Origin of the sequence: Leptothrix cholodnii SP-6 (genome assembly GCF_000019785.1) — a bacterium.
Classification (GTDB): domain Bacteria; phylum Pseudomonadota; class Gammaproteobacteria; order Burkholderiales; family Burkholderiaceae_C; genus Sphaerotilus; species Sphaerotilus cholodnii.
In genome coordinates, this window is the sequence record NC_010524.1 from 4183047 (window position 1) to 4201842 (window position 18796).

Below are 18796 nucleotides of genomic sequence, written 5' to 3' on the forward strand. Positions count from 1 at the left end.
CCCGCCCTGAGCATCAGACAACGGCCCCGCCCGAGCGCGGGCCTTTTTTGCATTCAACGATTCCCCGAACCGCGAGTTGCCCATGTCTTCGACGCCGAACAACAAGTCCTGGAAGAAGCACCACACCGCCCCCGCGCCGCGCGCCTGGGCCCTGGAAGCGCGCCTGATGTTCGACGCCGCGGCGGTGGCCGATGCGGTGCATCAGCTGAGCGCCGAGACCGACACGCATGTGCTCGATCTGCAGGCCAGCAGCGCAGCGCAGACGACCACGGCGTCGGCCGTGGAAACCACGCCACACCCGATCGAGGGCCTGTTCCGCATCGCGACAGCCCCCGGCGATGTCGCACCGACGCTGCTCGCCAGTCAAGCCGAGGCGCAACGGCTGCTGCAGGAATTCGCGCAGCGCCCGGACGCACGCGAGCAGCTGTTCGCCCTGTTCAACGGCAACCAGGCCGAACCGTCGGCCGAGTGGACCCGGGCGGCCGACGCCTACCTGGCGGCCCTGCGCAGCGGCGAGGTGTCCATCGAGGTCCAGCTGCGCTCGGCGGCCGACCTGAAGGGCAACATGGGCGCCTTTTCGGTCGACGGCGCCGACGGCCAGCCCGTCATCTACCTGAACGCGGACTGGGTGGCGAGCGGCGTCGCCACCGACGCGCTGACCCGCGTGCTGGCGGAAGAATTCGGCCACGGCATCGACCACGCCCTCAACGGCAGCACCGATACCACCGGCGACGAAGGCGAAGCGTTTGCCGCCGTGGCCTTGAATCTCGGCCTCGACCCGACCCAACAGCAGCGCATCACGGCCGAGGACGACCACACCAGCCTCGTGCTGGACGGCCACGCCCTGACGGTGGAGCTGGCCGGCACCGCGGAAGTCTCGGTGCCGTTTTCGGAGGGCTACATCGGCACCGTCGGCACCAGCACGGGCAAGGCCAACAACATCCTGAATTTCTCGACCCTGGGCATCACCCGGGCGTCGTTCTTCCAGGACTCGACCACCGGCAGCTTCGGCGGCACCCAGGGCAACGACCTGTCGGGCGGCATCCGGCTCACGCTCGCCTCCGGGCAGGTCATCACCATCAACGGCGCCATCAACTGGCGCGACACCGCCGGCTCGACGCTCTACGCCTTCGGCTTCATCCCCGATCCGGCCACGCCGAACATCGCCATCAGCTACGGCAGCGGCCAGACCTACACGATCACCAGCAGCAGCAACTTCGGCCTCGAGACCATCGGGGTGACCTACAGCGTGGCCGACGGCAGCAACGTGTCGGGCAACGCGGCCACATCCGGCCTGCTGACCAGCCTGAACACCTACCTGGCAGAAGTCCAGGCCAGCGCCCCCGGCGGCCCGGTCACCGTCACCAGCCTGAGCACCAGCGACAGCACGCCGACACTCGGCGGCACCGCCACGCTCGGCGCCAACGAGACGCTCACCGTCATCGTCAACGGCACGACCTATACCACCAGCACCGGCCTGACGCTGGGCGCCGGCAGCACCTGGTCGCTGACGATTCCGGACGCCAAGCTGCTGGCCAACGCGACCTATGGCGTCACGGCCACGATCACCAACGCATCCGGCTACACGCTGACCGACACCACGAGCAGCGAGCTGATCGTCAACACCGCCTTGCCGAGCAACGTCGCGCCGACCGCCGATGCCGTCAGCACCAGCGGCACGGAAGACGCCGCGTCGATCACCGTGGCGCTGTCGGCCACCGACAGCGACGGCACGGTCGCCAGCTACACCATCGCCACCCTGCCCGCCAACGGCACGCTCTACACCGACGCGGCCCGCACCCAGGCGGTGCTGGCCGGCACGCCGTTCAGCACGTCGACGCTGTACTTCGTACCCACCGCCCACTGGAACGGCAGCACCAGCTTCGGCTACGTCGCCACCGACGACGGGGGCGCGAGTTCCACCAGCACCACGGCCAGCATCACGGTGAGCGCAGTCAACGACGCACCCGTGGTTCTGGACGATGCACAGACCACGGCGGAGAACACCGTTCTGCATGCGTCGGTCGTGCCGGCCACCGACGTCGACGCCCCGCCCGAGATCCAGGACACCGGCACGCTCGACTTCACCATCGCCAACCGCACCTTCTCGTTCTTCGGCCCGGAAACCGGCAGTAACGAGTTCAACGTCAACGTCGGCAGCGGACCGACCGGCTTCGGCAGTGCCGCGGCGATGGCGGCGGCTTTCCAGGCCCATCCCAACTACGCCCTGCTGCCGTACACGATCGGCGTCAACGCCGCGGGCGACGGCCTGCAGCTGGACTTCAAGGTCAGCGGCAACTACGGCGGGCGGGGTCTCGAGAAATGGGGCGACGGCCCCTCGTGGTTGACCACGCTGCGCGAAGGCCAGGACCTGGTCTACTCCGTCGTCACCGACGTGCCGGCCGGCCAGGGCACGCTGTCGTTCAACGCCGACGGCAGCTATGACTTCGATCCCGGCACCGCCTTCGACGACCTGGCGCCGGGTGCATCACGCAGCACCACGTTCACCTACACCGCCACCGACCCCGATGGCAGCGCCGCCGTTGCCAGGACCGTGACGATCACGGTGACCGGTGCCAACGACGCGCCCACGGTCGCAGCCAGTCTGGCCGATGCCGCCGCCACGCAGGGCACAGGCTTCTCGCACACCGTGCCGGCCGGCGCCTTCGCCGACGTCGACGTGGGCGACACCCGCAGCTACACCGCCACGCTGGCCGACGGATCGGCGCTGCCGGCCTGGCTGAGCTTCGACGCCGCCACCCGCACGTTCAGCGGCACACCGGCCAATGCCGACGTCGGCACGATCAGCGTCAAGGTCACGGCCTTCGACGGCAGCAGCGCCACCGCCGACGACACCTTCGACATCGTCGTGACCGACGTCAACGATGCGCCCTCCGTCGCCAATCCGATCGCCGACCAGGCCGCCACCGAGGACTCGCCGTTCTCGTTCACCGTGCCGGCGAACGCCTTCGCCGACGTCGATGTCGGCGACACCCGCAGCTACACCGCCACGCTGGCCGACGGCGCCGCCCTGCCGGCCTGGCTGAGCTTCGATCCGGCCACGCGCACCTTTTCCGGCACACCCGCCAACGCCGACGTGGGCACGATCAGCGTCAAGGTCACCGCCACCGACAGTGGCCAGGCCACCGCCGACGACACCTTCGACATCGTCGTGGCCAACGTCAACGACACACCGGTTCTGGCCGATACCCCCCTCGCGCTCACCGTGGCCGAAGACGCCGGCACACCCGTCGGCGCGGTGGGCTCGCTGATCGGCGCCTTCACCGGCGGCAGCAGCGACGCCGACACCGGCGCGGCCAAGGGCATTGCCATCACGGGTGCCGACACCAGCAAAGGCAGCTGGTACTACACGACGGACGGTGGCGCCAACTGGCAGGCGCTCGGCGCAGTGAGCGCAACCAGCGCGCGCGTCCTGGCCGACGACGGCAACACCCGGCTGTATTTCAAGCCGGCAGCCCATGCGAACGGCGACGTCACTGCAGGACTCACGTTCAAGGCCTGGGACCAGAACGGCGGACATGCCAATGGCACAGCGAATGTCGACACGTTGGGGGGGGCTGCGCTGATTGGCGGTTACAACACGCCTGGGACCTCCTTTGACGTGAAGCTTTCTGCCGACGGCACCAAGGCCTTCGTGGCGGACACTTCTGGTGGACTGCAGGTCATCGATGTCAGCAACCCGGCTGCCCCCACCGTGCTGGGAAGTTATGGCAATGCGTCCACCTACTTCCTGGCGCTCTCGGCCGACGGCACCAAGGCCTATCTGGGCAACGAAGCAAACGATTTCCTCATTGTCGACATCTCGAACCCGGCATCGCCGACCCTCCTGGGCACGCTAGTCACAACGGGGTATGCGTACGAAATCGCACTCTCGACGGATGGCACGAAGGCCTATCTGGCCGACAGCGCCAGCCTCAAGATCATTGACATCACCAATCCTGCGGCCCCTGCGCTCATCGGGAGCTTTGCGGAAGCGGGGGGGGGCGGGGCCTTCTTCGTCACGCTGTCGCCCGATGGCACCAAGGCCTTCGTGGGGAACACTTCCAGCGGTCTGCAGATCTTGGATGTCTCGACGCCGGCCGCTCCCACACTGCTGGGAACGTACGACACCCCAGGGACAGCCTACACAGTGACGCTCTCGGCAGATGGCACCAAAGCCTTCGTGGCTGACATGGCCAGCGGCTTGCAGATCATCGACGTCTCGAATCCTGCGGCGCCGACCCTTCTCGGCACCTACAACACGACTGGATCGGCCTGGGACGTGCGGCTATCGGCAGACGGCACCAAAGCCTATCTGGCTGATGCAAGCAGCGGCCTGCTGATCATCGACATCTCGAATCCTTCAGCCCCCACGCTGCTCGGCACCTACAACACAGCCGGAAGCGCCTATGGCCTGACGCTCTCTGCCGATGAAACCAAAGCCTATGTGGCCGACGGTGCGAGCGGGTTGCAGATCATCTCGTTGACCACGTCCCCCACCGAATTCTCCACGGCCACCGACACCATCGCCGTCGCCATCACCGCCGTCAACGACGCACCGGTGGCCACGGGCAACGCCACGCTGGCCGCCATCGCCGAAGACACCCCCAACCCCGCCGGCGCCACCGTGGCCAGCCTGTTCGGGGCCAACTTCAGCGACAGCACCGACCAGGTCAGCGGCGGCAGCAGCGCCCACACCCTGGCCGGCATCGCGATCACCGGCTACACGGTCGACGCGGCGCAAGGTGCCTGGCAGTACAGCACCGACAGCGGCGCCCACTGGACCAGCGTGCCGGGCATCGGCGCCGAAACCGGCGCCTTCACGCTGCAGGCCGCAACGCTGCTGCGCTTCCTGCCCGCGGCCGACTACAACGGCCCCGCGCCGACCCTCACCACCCGCCTGATCGACAGCAGCACGACCGTCGCCGATGCCGCCACGCTGGACGCCAGCACCCACGGTGGCAGCACGGCCTTGTCCGACGCCACCGTCGCCCTGAACAGCAGCGTCACGGCCGTCAATGACGCCCCGTTGCTCACCGGCGATCTGGCCGCCTCGGTCGCGGTCGGCAACCGCTACACGATCACCTCCGGCGACCTGGGCTACACCGATCCGGACGACGGCAATGCCGACATCACGTTCACCGTCAGCGCCCTGGGCAACGGCAGCATCGAAGTCGACGGCACGTCGGCCACCCAGTTCACCGGCACCCAGCTGGCGGCTGGCCAGGTTCGCTTCGTGCACGACGGCAGCAACACCACCAGCGCCTCGTTCAGCGTCCGTGTGGAAGACGGCAACGAAGACAGCTCGACACCCGCAGACAGCACCTTCAACCTGATCGTCACCCCTGTCAACGTGGCCCCGGTGATCACCAGCCACGGCGGCGACGCCACCGCCTCGGTGAACTACGCCGAAAACGGCAGCACAGCCGTCACCACGTTCACGGCCACCGACGCCGACAGCGGCGACACCCGCACTTTCAGCATCAGCGGGGGTGCCGATGCGGCCCTGTTCGACATCGGTGCCAGCACCGGCGCGCTGACCTTCAAGGCAAGCCCGGATTTCGAGGGAACCGGGGACAACAGCTACGACGTCACGGTCAAGGTCGCCGATGCGGCCGGTGCGTTCGATGAGCAGACGCTGACGGTTCAGGTCACGAACGTGAACGAGGCGCCCACGCTCGTGAATGCGATCGCCGACCAGGCCGCGACCGAGGACTCGCCGTTCTCGTTCACCGTGCCGGCCGATGCGTTTGCCGACGTCGATGTCGATGTCGGTGACACCCGCAGCTACGCGGCCACGCTGGCCGACGGCTCGGCGCTGCCCGCGTGGCTGAGCTTCGATGCGGCCACGCGCACGTTCAGCGGCACGCCGGCCAATGGCGACGTGGGCACGATCAGCGTCAAGGTCACGGCCACAGACGGCAGCAACGCCTCCGCCGATGACAGCTTCGACATCGTCGTCGCCAATGTCAACGACGCACCCACCGTCGCAAACCCGATCGCCGACCAGGCCGCTACCGAGGACTCGGCCTTCAGCTTCACCGTGCCAGCCGATGCGTTTGCCGATGTCGACGTCGGGGACACCCGCGCCTACACCGCCACGCTGGCCGACGGCTCAGCGCTGCCCGCCTGGCTCAGCTTCAATCCGGCCACGCGCACCTTCAGCGGCACGCCGGCCAACGCCGACGTCGGCACGCTCAGCGTCAAGGTCACGGCCACCGACGGTGCGCTGGCCTCCGCCGACGACAGCTTCGACATCGTCGTCGCCAACGTCAACGACGCGCCGACGCTCGCACATGCCATCGCCGACCAGGCCGCGACCGAGGACTCGGCCTTCAGCTTCACCGTGCCGGCCGATGCATTTGCCGATGTCGATGTCGGTGACTCCCGCAGCTACGCGGCCACGCTGGCCGACGGCTCGGCGCTGCCCGCGTGGCTGAGCTTCGATGCGGCCACGCGCACCTTCAGCGGCACGCCCGCCAACGCCGACGTCGGCACGATCAGCGTCAAGGTCACGGCCACCGACGGCAGCAACGCCTTCGCCGACGACAGCTTCGACATCGTCGTGGCCGACGTCAACGACGCACCCGCTGTCGCAAACCCGATCGCCGATCAGGCCGCGACCGAGGACTCGGCCTTCAGCTTCACCGTGCCGGCCGATGTGTTCGCCGATGTCGATGTCGGTGACACCCGCAGCTACGTGGCCACGCTGGCCGACGGCTCGGCGCTGCCGGCTTGGCTGAGCTTCAATCCGGCCACGCGCACGTTCAGCGGCACGCCGGCCAACGCCGATGTCGGCACGATCAGCGTCAAGGTCACGGCCACCGACGGCAGCAACGCCTCCGCCGATGACAGCTTCGACATCGTCGTGGCCGACGTCAACGACGCACCCGCTGTCGCAAACCCGATCGCCGACCAGGCCGCCACCGAGGACTCGCCGTTCTCGTTCACCGTGCCAGCCGATGCGTTTGCCGATGTCGACGTCGGTGACACCCGCAGCTACGCGGCCACGCTCGCCGACGGCTCGGCGCTGCCTGCGTGGCTGAGCTTCAACGCCGCCACGCGCACGTTCAGCGGCACGCCGGCCAACGCCGACGTCGGCACGATCAGCGTCAAGGTCACGGCCACCGACGGTGCGCTGGCCAGCGCCGACGACAGCTTCGACATCGTCGTGGCCAACGTCAACGACGCACCGACGCTCGTGAATGCGATCGCCGACCAGGCCGCCACCGAGGACTCGCCGTTCTCGTTGACCGTGCCAGCCGATGCGTTTGCCGATGTCGACGTCGGGGACTCCCGCGCCTACACCGCCACGCTCGCCGACGGCTCGGCGCTGCCCGCCTGGCTGAGCTTCGATGCCGCCACCCGCACCTTCAGCGGCACGCCGGCCAATAGCGACGTGGGCACGATCAGCGTCAAGCTCACAGCCTTCGACGGTGCGCTGGCCAGCGCCGACGACAGCTTCGACATCGTCGTCGCCGACGTCAACGACGCACCGACGCTCGTGAATGCGATCGCCGACCAGGCCGCGACCGAGGACTCGCCGTTCTCGTTCACCGTGCCGGTCGATGCATTTGCCGACGTCGATGTCGATGTCGGTGACACCCGCAGCTACGCGGCCACACTGGCCGACGGCTCGGCGCTGCCGGCGTGGCTGAGCTTCGATGCGACAACCCGCACCTTCAGCGGCACGCCGGCCAATGGCGACGTGGGCACGATCAGCGTCAAGGTCACGGCCACAGACGGCAGCAACGTCTCGGCCGATGACAGCTTCGACATCGTCGTCGCCAACGTCAACGACGCACCCACTGTCGCAAACCCGATCGCCGACCAGGTCGCAACCGAGGACAGCCTGTTCTCGTTCACCGTGCCGGCCGATGCGTTTGCCGATGTCGACGTCGGTGACTCCCGCAGCTACGCGGCCACGCTGGCCGACGGCTCGGCGCTGCCGGCCTGGCTGAGCTTCGATGCGACAACTCGCACCTTCAGCGGCACGCCGGCCAACGCCGATGTCGGCACGATCAGCGTCAAGCTCACGGCCTTCGACGGTGCGCTGGTCTCCGCCGACGACAGCTTCGACATCGTCGTCGCCAATGTCAACGACGCGCCGACGCTCGCACATGCCATCGCCGACCAGGCCGCGACCGAGGACTCGCCGTTCTCGTTGACCGTGCCGGCCGATGCATTTGCCGACGTCGATGTCGGTGACTCCCGCAGCTACGCGGCCACGCTGGCCGACGGCTCGGCGCTGCCGGCCTGGCTGAGCTTCGATGCCGCCACCCGAACGTTCAGCGGCACGCCGGCCAACGCCGACGTCGGCACGCTCAGCGTCAAGTTCACGGCCACCGACGACAGCAACGCCTCGGCCGACGACAGCTTCGACATCGTCGTGGCCAACGTCAACGACGCACCGACGCTCATGAATGAGATCGCCGACCAGGCCGCGACCGAGGACTCGCCGTTCTCGTTGACCGTGCCGGCCGATGCATTTGCCGACGTCGATGTCGGTGACTCCCGCAGCTACGCGGCCACGCTGGCCGACGGCTCGGCGCTGCCGGCCTGGCTGAGCTTCGATGCCGCCACGCGCACGTTCAGCGGCACGCCGGCCAATGGCGACGTGGGCACGATCAGCGTCAAGGTCACCGCCACCGACGGCAGCAACGTCTCCGCCGACGACAGCTTCGACATCGTCGTCGCCAACGTCAACGACGCGCCCACTGTCGCAAACCCGATCGCCGACCAGGCCGCGACCGAGGACTCGCCGTTCTCGTTCACCGTGCCGGCCGATGTGTTTGCCGATGTCGACGTCGGGGACACCCGCGCCTACACCGCCACGCTCGCCGACGGCTCGGCGCTGCCGGCCTGGCTGAGCTTCGATGCGACAACTCGCACCTTCAGCGGCACGCCGGCCAATGGCGACGTGGGCACGCTCAGCGTCAAGGTCACTGCCACCGACGGCAGCAACGCCTCCGCTGACGACAGCTTCGACATCGTCGTCGCCAATGTCAACGACGCACCGACGCTCATGAATGAGGTCGCCGACCAGGCCGCGACCGAGGACAGCCTGTTCTCGTTCACCGTGCCGGCCGATGCATTTGCCGATGTCGACGTCGGGGACACCCGCGCCTACACCGCCACGCTCGCCGACGGCTCGGCGCTGCCGGCCTGGCTGAGCTTCGATGCGACAACTCGCACCTTCAGCGGCACGCCGGCCAATGGCGACGTGGGCACGCTCAGCGTCAAGGTCACGGCCACCGACGGCAGCAACGCCTCCGCCGATGACAGCTTCGACATCGTCGTCGCCAACGTCAACGACGCGCCCACTGTCGCAAACCCGATCGCCGATCAGGCCGCGACCGAGGACTCGGCCTTCAGCTTCACCGTGCTGGCCGATGCATTTGCCGACGTCGATGTCGGGGACACCCGCGCCTACACCGCCACGCTCGCCGACGGCTCGGCGCTGCCGGCCTGGCTGAGCTTCGATGCCGCCACCCGCACCTTCAGCGGCACGCCGGCCAATGGCGACGTGGGCACGATCAGCGTCAAGGTCACGGCCACAGACGGCAGCAACGCCTCCGCCGATGACAGCTTCGACATCGTCGTCGCCAATGTCAACGACGCACCCACCGTCGCAAACCCGATCGCCGACCAGGCCGCTACCGAGGACTCGGCCTTCAGCTTCACCGTGCCAGCCGATGCGTTTGCCGATGTCGACGTCGGGGACACCCGCGCCTACACCGCCACGCTGGCCGACGGCTCAGCGCTGCCCGCCTGGCTCAGCTTCAATCCGGCCACGCGCACCTTCAGCGGCACGCCGGCCAACGCCGACGTCGGCACGCTCAGCGTCAAGGTCACGGCCACCGACGGTGCGCTGGCCTCCGCCGACGACAGCTTCGACATCGTCGTCGCCAACGTCAACGACGCGCCGACGCTCGCACATGCCATCGCCGACCAGGCCGCGACCGAGGACTCGGCCTTCAGCTTCACCGTGCCGGCCGATGTGTTTGCCGATGTCGACGTCGGGGACACCCGCGCCTACACCGCCACGCTCGCCGACGGCTCGGCGCTGCCGGCCTGGCTGAGCTTCGATGCGACAACTCGCACCTTCAGCGGCACGCCGGCCAATGGCGACGTGGGCACGATCAGCGTCAAGGTCACGGCCACCGACGGTGCGCTGGCCTCCGCCGACGACAGCTTCGACATCGTCGTCGCCAACGTCAACGACGCGCCGACGCTCGCACATGCCATCGCCGACCAGGCCGCGACCGAGGACTCGGCCTTCAGCTTCACCGTGCCGGCCGATGCATTTGCCGATGTCGATGTCGGTGACTCCCGCAGCTACGCGGCCACGCTGGCCGACGGCTCGGCGCTGCCCGCGTGGCTGAGCTTCGATGCGGCCACGCGCACCTTCAGCGGCACGCCGGCCAACGCCGACGTCGGCACGCTCAGCGTCAAGGTCACGGCCACCGACGGTGCGCTGGCCTCCGCCGACGACAGCTTCGACATCGTCGTCGCCAACGTCAACGACGCGCCGACGCTCGCACATGCCATCGCCGACCAGGCCGCGACCGAGGACTCGGCCTTCAGCTTCACCGTGCCGGCCGATGCATTTGCCGATGTCGATGTCGGTGACTCCCGCAGCTACGCGGCCACGCTGGCCGACGGCTCGGCGCTGCCCGCGTGGCTGAGCTTCGATGCGGCCACGCGCACCTTCAGCGGCACGCCCGCCAACGCCGACGTCGGCACGATCAGCGTCAAGGTCACGGCCACCGACGGCAGCAACGCCTTCGCCGACGACAGCTTCGACATCGTCGTGGCCGACGTCAACGACGCACCCGCTGTCGCAAACCCGATCGCCGATCAGGCCGCGACCGAGGACTCGGCCTTCAGCTTCACCGTGCCGGCCGATGTGTTCGCCGATGTCGATGTCGGTGACACCCGCAGCTACGTGGCCACGCTGGCCGACGGCTCGGCGCTGCCGGCTTGGCTGAGCTTCAATCCGGCCACGCGCACGTTCAGCGGCACGCCGGCCAACGCCGATGTCGGCACGATCAGCGTCAAGGTCACGGCCACCGACGGCAGCAACGCCTCCGCCGATGACAGCTTCGACATCGTCGTGGCCGACGTCAACGACGCACCCGCTGTCGCAAACCCGATCGCCGACCAGGCCGCCACCGAGGACTCGCCGTTCTCGTTCACCGTGCCAGCCGATGCGTTTGCCGATGTCGACGTCGGTGACACCCGCAGCTACGCGGCCACGCTCGCCGACGGCTCGGCGCTGCCTGCGTGGCTGAGCTTCAACGCCGCCACGCGCACGTTCAGCGGCACGCCGGCCAACGCCGACGTCGGCACGATCAGCGTCAAGTTCACGGCCACCGACGGCAGCAACGCCTCGGCCGACGACACCTTCGACATCGTCGTGGCCGACGTCAACGACGCGCCCACCTGGTCCGACGTCGACACGGCCGCAACGGCAGCGCTCACGGCGCAGGACACGGCCGTTACCGGTGTGCTGCCGGCCGCGGGCGATACCGAGGGCGACACCCTTTCGTACGGCAAAGCCGCCGATCCCGCGCATGGCAGCGTCACCGTCAGCGCCGACGGGCACTATGTCTACACGCCGTCTGCCGGTTTCCACGGCACCGATTCGTTCGAGGTCAGCGTCGACGACGGCCACGGCGGGCGCAGCACGCTGACGGTCCGTGTCACGGTGCTGCCGGCGCCCACGCTGGGCTTGCCGGCCGGGTCTGATCTCGGCAGTTCAAGCACCGACCGCATCACGTCGGCCGCGGTGATTACGCTCGACGGCGCAGCCGCGGCCGGCCAGACGCTGCGGCTCTACGGCCCGCAGGGTCAGCTGATCGCCACCGTGGCGACCGATGCGCAAGGTCGCTGGTCGGCGGACCGCATCGACCTGTCCGGCATGCAGGGGGATGACGCAGGCGCGGTCAAGGGTGCGGCAGGCCGCTACAGCTTCAGCGTGCGCATGGTGTTGCCGTCGGGCGTGGAAAGCGCGCCGACGCCGCTGACGGTGACACGCGAGATCCCGCTGGTGATCGAGGCCGCTGCGGCACCGGCGCCCGCGCCGATCCCCGAGGTTGCCGCGGCAGAACCGGCTGCAGCCCCGGCTGCGGCGCCACAACCGGCGTTCGACTCGGCGCTGGTGAGCACACCGGTCACCGCACCGGTTGCCTCGTCGACCGAAGCGCCGCGAGCGAGCACGCCGCCGGTCACGGGCCGCGATGAATCGGTTGCGCCGCCACAGACCCCGACGCAGCGTTCGTCCGCCGACGGCGACATCTACACCCGCTCGAGCGGCTTCCAGGTGATGGTCACGCCCTCGAGCGAGCCGAGCCTGAAGCTGTTCAACGGCGTGCAGGACCAGGTCGTGCCGATGAACCGGCTGCTGATCGTGCAGGTGCCGGCCGATGCCTTCGTGCACACGGTGCTGGCCGAGACGGTGACGCTGAGCGCCAGCCGCGCCGACGGCACGCCGCTGCCGGCGTGGCTGAGCTTCGACAGCAGGTCGGGCAAGTTCGTGGGCGAGCCGCCTGCAGGCCAGGCGCAGGACCTGGCCATCCGCATCACGGCACGCGACACCCAGGGCCGCGAGGCGACGACGATGTTCCGCGTCAAGGTCACCGAGGCAGCCGGCAACGGCGTCAGCGGCCGGGCCAGCTTCAATCAGCAACTGGCTCGCGGCGAGGCGCTGGTCTTCAAGCCCGGTCAGCGCGCCTGGCAGGCCCAGCCGCGACCGGCCGTGATGCGCCGGGGCTGAACGGGCGCGAACTGAAAGCAGAGTCGCAGCTCGGTATCAGTTCGAGCGATTGCGCCGTGCGCAATCGCTCTACGCTGTGGGCATGATTCCCGATGCCGATGCGCTGCTCGCGCTGTTGCAGACCACCCGCTCGGCGGCCACGCCGGCCGAGCGGCAGTTCGTGTTGCTCAACCGCACGCGCGAGGCCGTGCCCTATCACGCCGCCGTGTCGTGGCAGGCCCGATCGGGCCTGCTGCTGCACTCGGGCGTCAGCAGCGTCGACGGCCAGGGCCCCTACGGGCTGTGGCTGAAGCGGCTGGCGCGTGGGTTGGCACGCCGCCCGGCCGGGCTGGTCGACGCCGCCGATGTGGACGCCGCCGTGGCCGAGGAATGGCCGCAATGGTGGCCGCCGCACCTGCTGTGGCTGCCCGCCGGTGCGGCCGATGGCACCGACCTGCTGCTGGTGCGCGAGGTGGCCTGGCGCGAGGCCGAACAGCAGGGCCTGGCGCAATGGGCCGATCTGTGGCGGCTGGCCGACCAGGCGGCGGCCGGCTCGCGGCGGCGTCGGGTATTCGATCCCGGTGCGTTGTGGCTGGCCTTGCGCCGGCCCGGTCGCGCCGGCCGGATCGGCAGGAAGCGCTGGATCGCGCTCGCGCTGCTGTTGCTGACGCTGCTGCCGGTGCGCCAGAGCCTGCGCGCGCCGGGCGAGCTGGTGCCGCGTGAGCCGACCGTGGTGCGCGCGGCGATCGAAGGCACGGTGCGGCGCCTGGTGGTCGAACCGAATCAGGTCGTGCAGGCCGGCCAGGTGCTGGCCGAGCTGGACGACGACGCCTTCGCCAGCCGGCTGCAGGTGGCGCGGCAGGCGCTGGGCACGGCTGAAGCCGAGTGGCGCCAGACCCATCAGCAGGCGCTGGTCGATCCACGCGCCAAGGCGCAGCTGCCGATCGTGCAAGGCAAGCTCGGCGAGCGCCAGACCGAGCTGCGTTACCTCGAACAGCAGATGCAGCGCACCGCGCTGGTGGCGCCGCACGCTGGTGTGGTGCTGGTCGACGACGCCGGCAGCTGGGCCGGCCGCACGGTGCAGGCCGGCGAGGCGCTGCTGCGCCTGGCGCAGCCGCAGGACCAGGAGCTCGAAGCCTGGCTCGCGGTGGGCGACGCGATCGAGCTGGCCGACGGCAGCGCGATGAACCTGCACCTGTCGAGCCGACCGGCCGATCCGGTCGCGGCGACGTTGCGGCTCTACGCCTTCGAGGCCGAACACCGACCCGACGGCACGCTGGCCTACCGCCTGCGCGGCACCCTCGCCGCACCCGCCAGCGAGCGGCTGGGCGCGCGCGGCACGGTGCGCATCGACGGGCCGCAGGTGCCGCTGATCTACGCCGTGCTGCGCCGGCCGCTGGCTGCGCTGCGTGAAATGACGGGTTGGTGAGATGAGCACGCTGACCGCCCCGCCCGGCGCCACCTTCATGCTCGATGCGCCGCGCCCGCCCGCCGCGCCCGCCCCGTGGCCCGCGCTGCGCGACGATCTGCAACTGCATCACGGCCCGGCGCTGCCGGACGGCCAGCCGAGCTGGACGCTGCACGACCCCGTGCGGCATCGTTTCCTGCGCATCGACTGGCTGAGCCACGAGGTGCTGCGGCACTGGTGGCTGCGTGACGCGGCGCTGATCGCCGAGCAGATCAGCCAGCAGACCACGCTGGCGGTCGAGCCCGAACAGGTCAAGCAGGTGCTGACCTGGGCCGTGCGCGAGGAGCTGGTGCTGCCCGTCGCGCCGCCGCCTGCTGGCAGGTCGAGCGCCGACAACCCGCTCGGCGCCGTCGCCACCTGGCTGCTGCACCACTACCTGTTCTTCCGCATCCCGCTGTTCAACCCCGACCGCCTGCTGCAGCGTCTGCTGCCGTGGGTCAGCGGCCTGGGCTCGCGGCGCTTCGGCCAGTTGACGCTGGCGGCGCTGGCCTTCGGCCTGATCGGCCTGGCGCGCCATGCCGAGCAGTTGCAGGCGCAGTGGCTGGATCTGCTGTCGTGGCGCGGGCTGGCGCTCTACGGGCTGACGCTCACCCTCGTCAAGGTGGCGCACGAGTTCGGCCACGCGCTGGTCGCCAAGCACCACGGCCTGCGCGTGCCGACCATGGGCGCGGCCTTCATGGTGATGTGGCCGGTGGCCTACACCGACACCAGCGAGGCCTGGCGCCTGGCCGACCCGCGCGCCCGGCTGCAGATCGCCGCCGCCGGCGTGCGCACCGAGCTGACGCTGGCCGCCTGGGCCACGCTCGCCTGGGTGCTGCTGCCCGACGGCGGCTTGCGCACCGCCGCGTTCATCGTCGCGACGATGACGTGGGTGAGCACGCTGCTGATCAACACCAGCCCGTTCATGCGCTTCGACGGCTACTTCCTGCTGTGCGACCTGCTCGACATGCCCAACCTGCACGAGCGCTCGTTCGCGCTGGCGCGCTGGCAGCTGCGGCGCAGCGTGCTGGGCTGGCAGGCCGAGGCGCCCGAGGCGCTGACGCCCGGCTGGCAGCGCGCGCTGATCGCCTTCGCCTGGGCCACCTGGGCCTACCGGCTGGTGCTGTATCTGGGCATCGCCTGGATGGTCTACCACTTCGGTTTCCCGGCGCTCGGGCTGCTGCTGTTCGCGGTCGAGATGGGCTGGTTCATCGCCGCGCCGATCCAGCGCGAGCTGGGCCTGTGGCGACAGGGCTGGCCGCGCTGGCGCGGCGCCGTGCGCTGGATCTGGAGCCTGCTCGGCCTGCTGCTGATCGGCAGCCTGGCCGCCCTGCCCTGGCCGGTGCGCGAGACCGCCGGCGCCGTGCTGCGACCGGCGCAGGAGCTGGCGCTGCGCATGCCCGCCACCGCCACGCTGCGCGCGCTGCCGTTGCAGCCGGGCCAGCGCATCGCGGCCGGCACGCCGCTGCTGATGGCCGAGGTACCGATGCTGCAGCGCAAGCTCGATTCCAGCGCCGTGCGCATCCGCCAGCTCGGCCAGCAGGTCGCGTCGGCCAGCCTGAGCGGCGACCAGCAGGCGCAATGGCAATCGCTGCAAGCCGACCTGGCCACCGCCCGCGGCGAGGCCGCCGCGCTGCGCCAGGAGCTGGTGCGCTATCGGCCGGTGGCACCGTTCGATGCGCTCGTGGTCGAGGTCGACCCCAGCCTGCGCGCCGGCATGGTGGTCGGCCCCCAGCAGACGCTGATGCGGCTGGCCAGCGCCGGCCCGGGTCGCGTGCTGGCTTATGTGTCCGAGTCCGCGGCCAGCCGCCTGAAAGCGGGCGACCGCGCCACTTTCGGCGCCGACGCCAACCCGCTGGCGCGCTGGGACGCGCACATCGTCAACGTGGCGCCGCACGCGTCGGCAACGCTGGCCGAGCCGATGCTCGCGCGCAGCCACGGCGGCCCGATCGAGGCGCGCGAGCAGTCCGGCCGCTGGCTGCCGCTGCAGCCGCTGTACCGGGTCGAACTGCAGCTCGATGCCGACCCCGGCCTGAGCCCGCGCCACTGGCGCGGCCATGTGGTGATCGAGCTGCCCGGGCGCAGCCTGTGGGAACGCGGCTGGACCGCCGCGGCCGAGGTGCTGGCGCGCGAAGTGGGCTTCTGATCGGGCCGTCAATCAGGCGGACAGCACCGCCACCTCAAGCTGGTGCAGCCAATGCGCCTTCTGCTCGTCACTGACGAAACTCGCCTCGAAGCTGTTGGCGGCCAGCTGCCAGGCCTGCCGCGCACCCAGCTGCGGCAGCGCGGCGAAGGTCTCGACGAAGTTCTGGTTCAGATACCCGCCGAAGTAGGCCGGGTCGTCCGAATTGACCATCGCGCACAGGCCGACATCGAGCAGCGCAGGCAGGTTGTGCTCGGCCAGGGTCTTGAAGACGCACAGCTTGAGGTTCGACAGCGGGCAGACCGTCAGCGGCATGCGGCTCGCGGCCAGCCGCGCCACCAGGCCTGCGTCTTCGAGGCAGCGCACGCCGTGGTCGATGCGCTCGGTGTGCAGCAGGTCGAGCGCCTCGGTGATGTAGGCCGGCGGGCCTTCTTCGCCGGCGTGGGCGACGATGTGGAAACCGAGTTCGCGGGCGCGTGCAAACACGCGCTCGAACTTGGCCGGAGGAAAGCCCATCTCGCTGCTGTCGAGCCCGACGCCGATGAAGTGGTGGCGCCACGGCAAGGCAGCTTCGAGCGTCTTGAAGGCATCTTCTTCGCTCAGGTGGCGCAGGAAACACAGGATCAGCCTGGCGCTCACGCCCAGCTCGGTGTGGGCGCGGTGCACCGCGTGGTCGAGGCCGAGGATGACGGTCTCGAACGGCACGCCGCGCTCGGTGTGGGTCTGCGGGTCGAAGAAGATCTCGGCGTGCACGACGTTGTCGGCCGCGGCGCGCTCCAGGTAGGCCCAGGCCATCTCGAAGAAATCGGCCTCCTTCAGCAGCACGCTGGCGCCGGCGTAGTAGATGTCGAGAAAGCTCTGCAGATCGGTGAAGGCGTAGGCCGCGCGCAGCGCCTCGACGCTCGCATACGGCAGCGTCACGCCGTTGCGCTGCGCGAGCTTGAAGATCAGCTCGGGTTCCAGCGAGCCTTCGATGTGGATGTGCAGCTCGGCCTTGGGCATCAGGCGCAGCAGCGCCGGCAGGCGCTCGCGTGGCAGGGCGTCGAGGGCTCGGGCCACGGATTCGGACGGGGCGTAGGGGCTCATGGGGCGGGCTCCGGGTGGCAGGATGAGGACGGGCGCGGTGCAGCGCGTCGAGCATGTACTGTGCCCGATCCGGCATCCAGAAGGTTGACGCGCCGCAGCGCGGCGGGCCATCCTGGACGCACGGATCGGCCGATTCGCCCTACGCTCGAAGCACCGACGGGCGGTAGGGAATCTCGACCTCGCTTGATACCCTGCACCGTATATGTATACTTGCCAGGGTATCTGGAGGATCTGCATGTCGCGCCTTGTTTCTTCGTCGTCACCTCGTTTTCTGGCCAGCCGATGGGCGCGGGCCGTGCTGCTGGCGGCCGCGCTGAGTTCGGGCGCACAAGCCGCCGGCATCGAGGTCACCACGATCGTGGTCCAGCCCTCGCGCAGCAGCGCGGCGGTGGCGCTCGACGGCAGCGTGCAGGCGCTCAAGCAGGCGACGGTTGCGGCGCAGGTCGGCGGCAATGTGTTGAGCCTGGCGGTCAAGGCCGGAGACAAGGTGCGCGCCGGCCAGCTGCTCGCCCGCATCGACGAACGTGCCACCGCCGCTGGCTTGGCCGAAGGCGACGCCGCCGTGGCGCAGGCCGAAGCCGCGCTGCAGCGCGCCCGCACCGAACTCGACCGCACTCGCGAGCTGCTCAAGCAGGGTTACGTCAGCCAAGCCGCGTTCGACAACGCCGAAACCCAGCACCGCGCCACCCAGGCCGGCCTGCAGCAGGCTCAGGCCGCGCGCAGCCAGGCCGTGCTGGCGCGGGGTTTTGCGAGCGTGACGGCGCCGTTCGATGGCCTGGTGCTCGCCACCCATCTCGACGCCGGCGATCTGGCCAGCCCCGGCCGCCCGGTGCTGACGCTCTACGCGCCCGGCACGATGCGCGCGGTGGTGCAGCTGCCGGCGTCGCTGGCGGCGCAGGCCCGCAGCGCGCAGCAGATCGAGATCGAGCTGCCCGATGGCCGCATCGTCAGCCCGCAACGCCGCACCGAACTGCCCGGCGCCGACGCGGTGTCGCAGACGGTCGAATGGCGCCTCGACCTGGCGCCGGCCGACAGCGCCGGTCTGCTGCCCGGGCAGAGCGTGCGGGTGCGGTTTGCCGGTGCAGCCGATCGCAAGGCCGACGCGCCCACGTCAGGTTCTTCAGGTCCGGCGAGCCTGAGCGTGCCGGCGGGCGCGCTGCTGCACCGCGGCGAGCTGAGCGCGGTCTACGTCGCACAGGGCACGCAGTTCGTGCTGCGCGCGGTGCGCAGCGGCCCGGTGCAGCAAGGCCAGGTCAAGGTGCTGGCGGGGCTGAAGGCCGGCGAACGCGTCGCCGTCGATGCGATACGGGCCGGCCTGGCCCAAGCCCGCCCGGCGGGCAGCGCCAGCAGCGCGCCGTGATGC

5 protein-coding genes are annotated in these 18796 nt (G+C 69.9%); 4 read left to right on the forward strand and 1 reads right to left on the reverse strand.

The annotated features are described in order from the left end of the window. Positions 1-82: 82 nt before the first annotated feature. The 3 genes from LCHO_RS23515 to LCHO_RS18620 all read left to right on the forward strand — a co-directional run bounded on the left by LCHO_RS23515 (position 83) and on the right by LCHO_RS18620 (position 16350). Entirely contained in the window at positions 83-12778 is a 12696-nt protein-coding gene (locus LCHO_RS23515) for a putative Ig domain-containing protein (protein WP_012348740.1), read from the forward strand. A gap of 82 nt (positions 12779-12860) precedes the next feature. Continuing rightward, the gene (locus LCHO_RS18615; protein ID WP_012348741.1) at positions 12861-14186 is read left to right on the forward strand and encodes an efflux RND transporter periplasmic adaptor subunit; all 1326 of its coding nucleotides are present in this window, start codon (positions 12861-12863) and stop codon (positions 14184-14186) included. Between the two features lies 1 nt (position 14187). Further along, a complete protein-coding gene (locus LCHO_RS18620) occupies positions 14188-16350 on the forward strand; it encodes a site-2 protease family protein (RefSeq protein WP_012348742.1) in 2163 nt (720 codons plus the stop codon). A 12-nt stretch (positions 16351-16362) separates the two neighbouring features. On the opposite strand, the gene LCHO_RS18625 is transcribed toward LCHO_RS18620, so the two are convergent. Continuing rightward, complete coding sequence (locus LCHO_RS18625; RefSeq protein ID WP_012348743.1) at positions 16363-17433, reverse strand: adenosine deaminase; 1071 nt, start codon at positions 17431-17433, stop codon at positions 16363-16365. Positions 17434-17668: 235 nt separating this feature from the next. Here LCHO_RS18625 and LCHO_RS18630 point away from each other — a divergent pair, with 235 nt between their 5' ends. Further along, complete coding sequence (locus LCHO_RS18630) at positions 17669-18793, forward strand: efflux RND transporter periplasmic adaptor subunit (RefSeq protein WP_012348744.1); 1125 nt, start codon at positions 17669-17671, stop codon at positions 18791-18793. Positions 18794-18796 lie beyond the last annotated feature (3 nt).

Excerpts from the sequence above, each read along its gene's own strand:
- LCHO_RS23515 (WP_012348740.1), top strand. The coding sequence starts at position 83 with ATGTCTTCGACGCCGAACAACAAGTCCTGGAAGAAGCACCACACCGCC.
- LCHO_RS18615 (WP_012348741.1), top strand. The coding sequence starts at position 12,861 with ATGATTCCCGATGCCGATGCGCTGCTCGCGCTGTTGCAGACCACCCGC.
- LCHO_RS18620 (WP_012348742.1), top strand. The coding sequence starts at position 14,188 with ATGAGCACGCTGACCGCCCCGCCCGGCGCCACCTTCATGCTCGATGCG.
- LCHO_RS18625 (WP_012348743.1), bottom strand. The coding sequence starts at position 17,433 with ATGAGCCCCTACGCCCCGTCCGAATCCGTGGCCCGAGCCCTCGACGCC.
- LCHO_RS18630 (WP_012348744.1), top strand. The coding sequence starts at position 17,669 with ATGTCGCGCCTTGTTTCTTCGTCGTCACCTCGTTTTCTGGCCAGCCGA.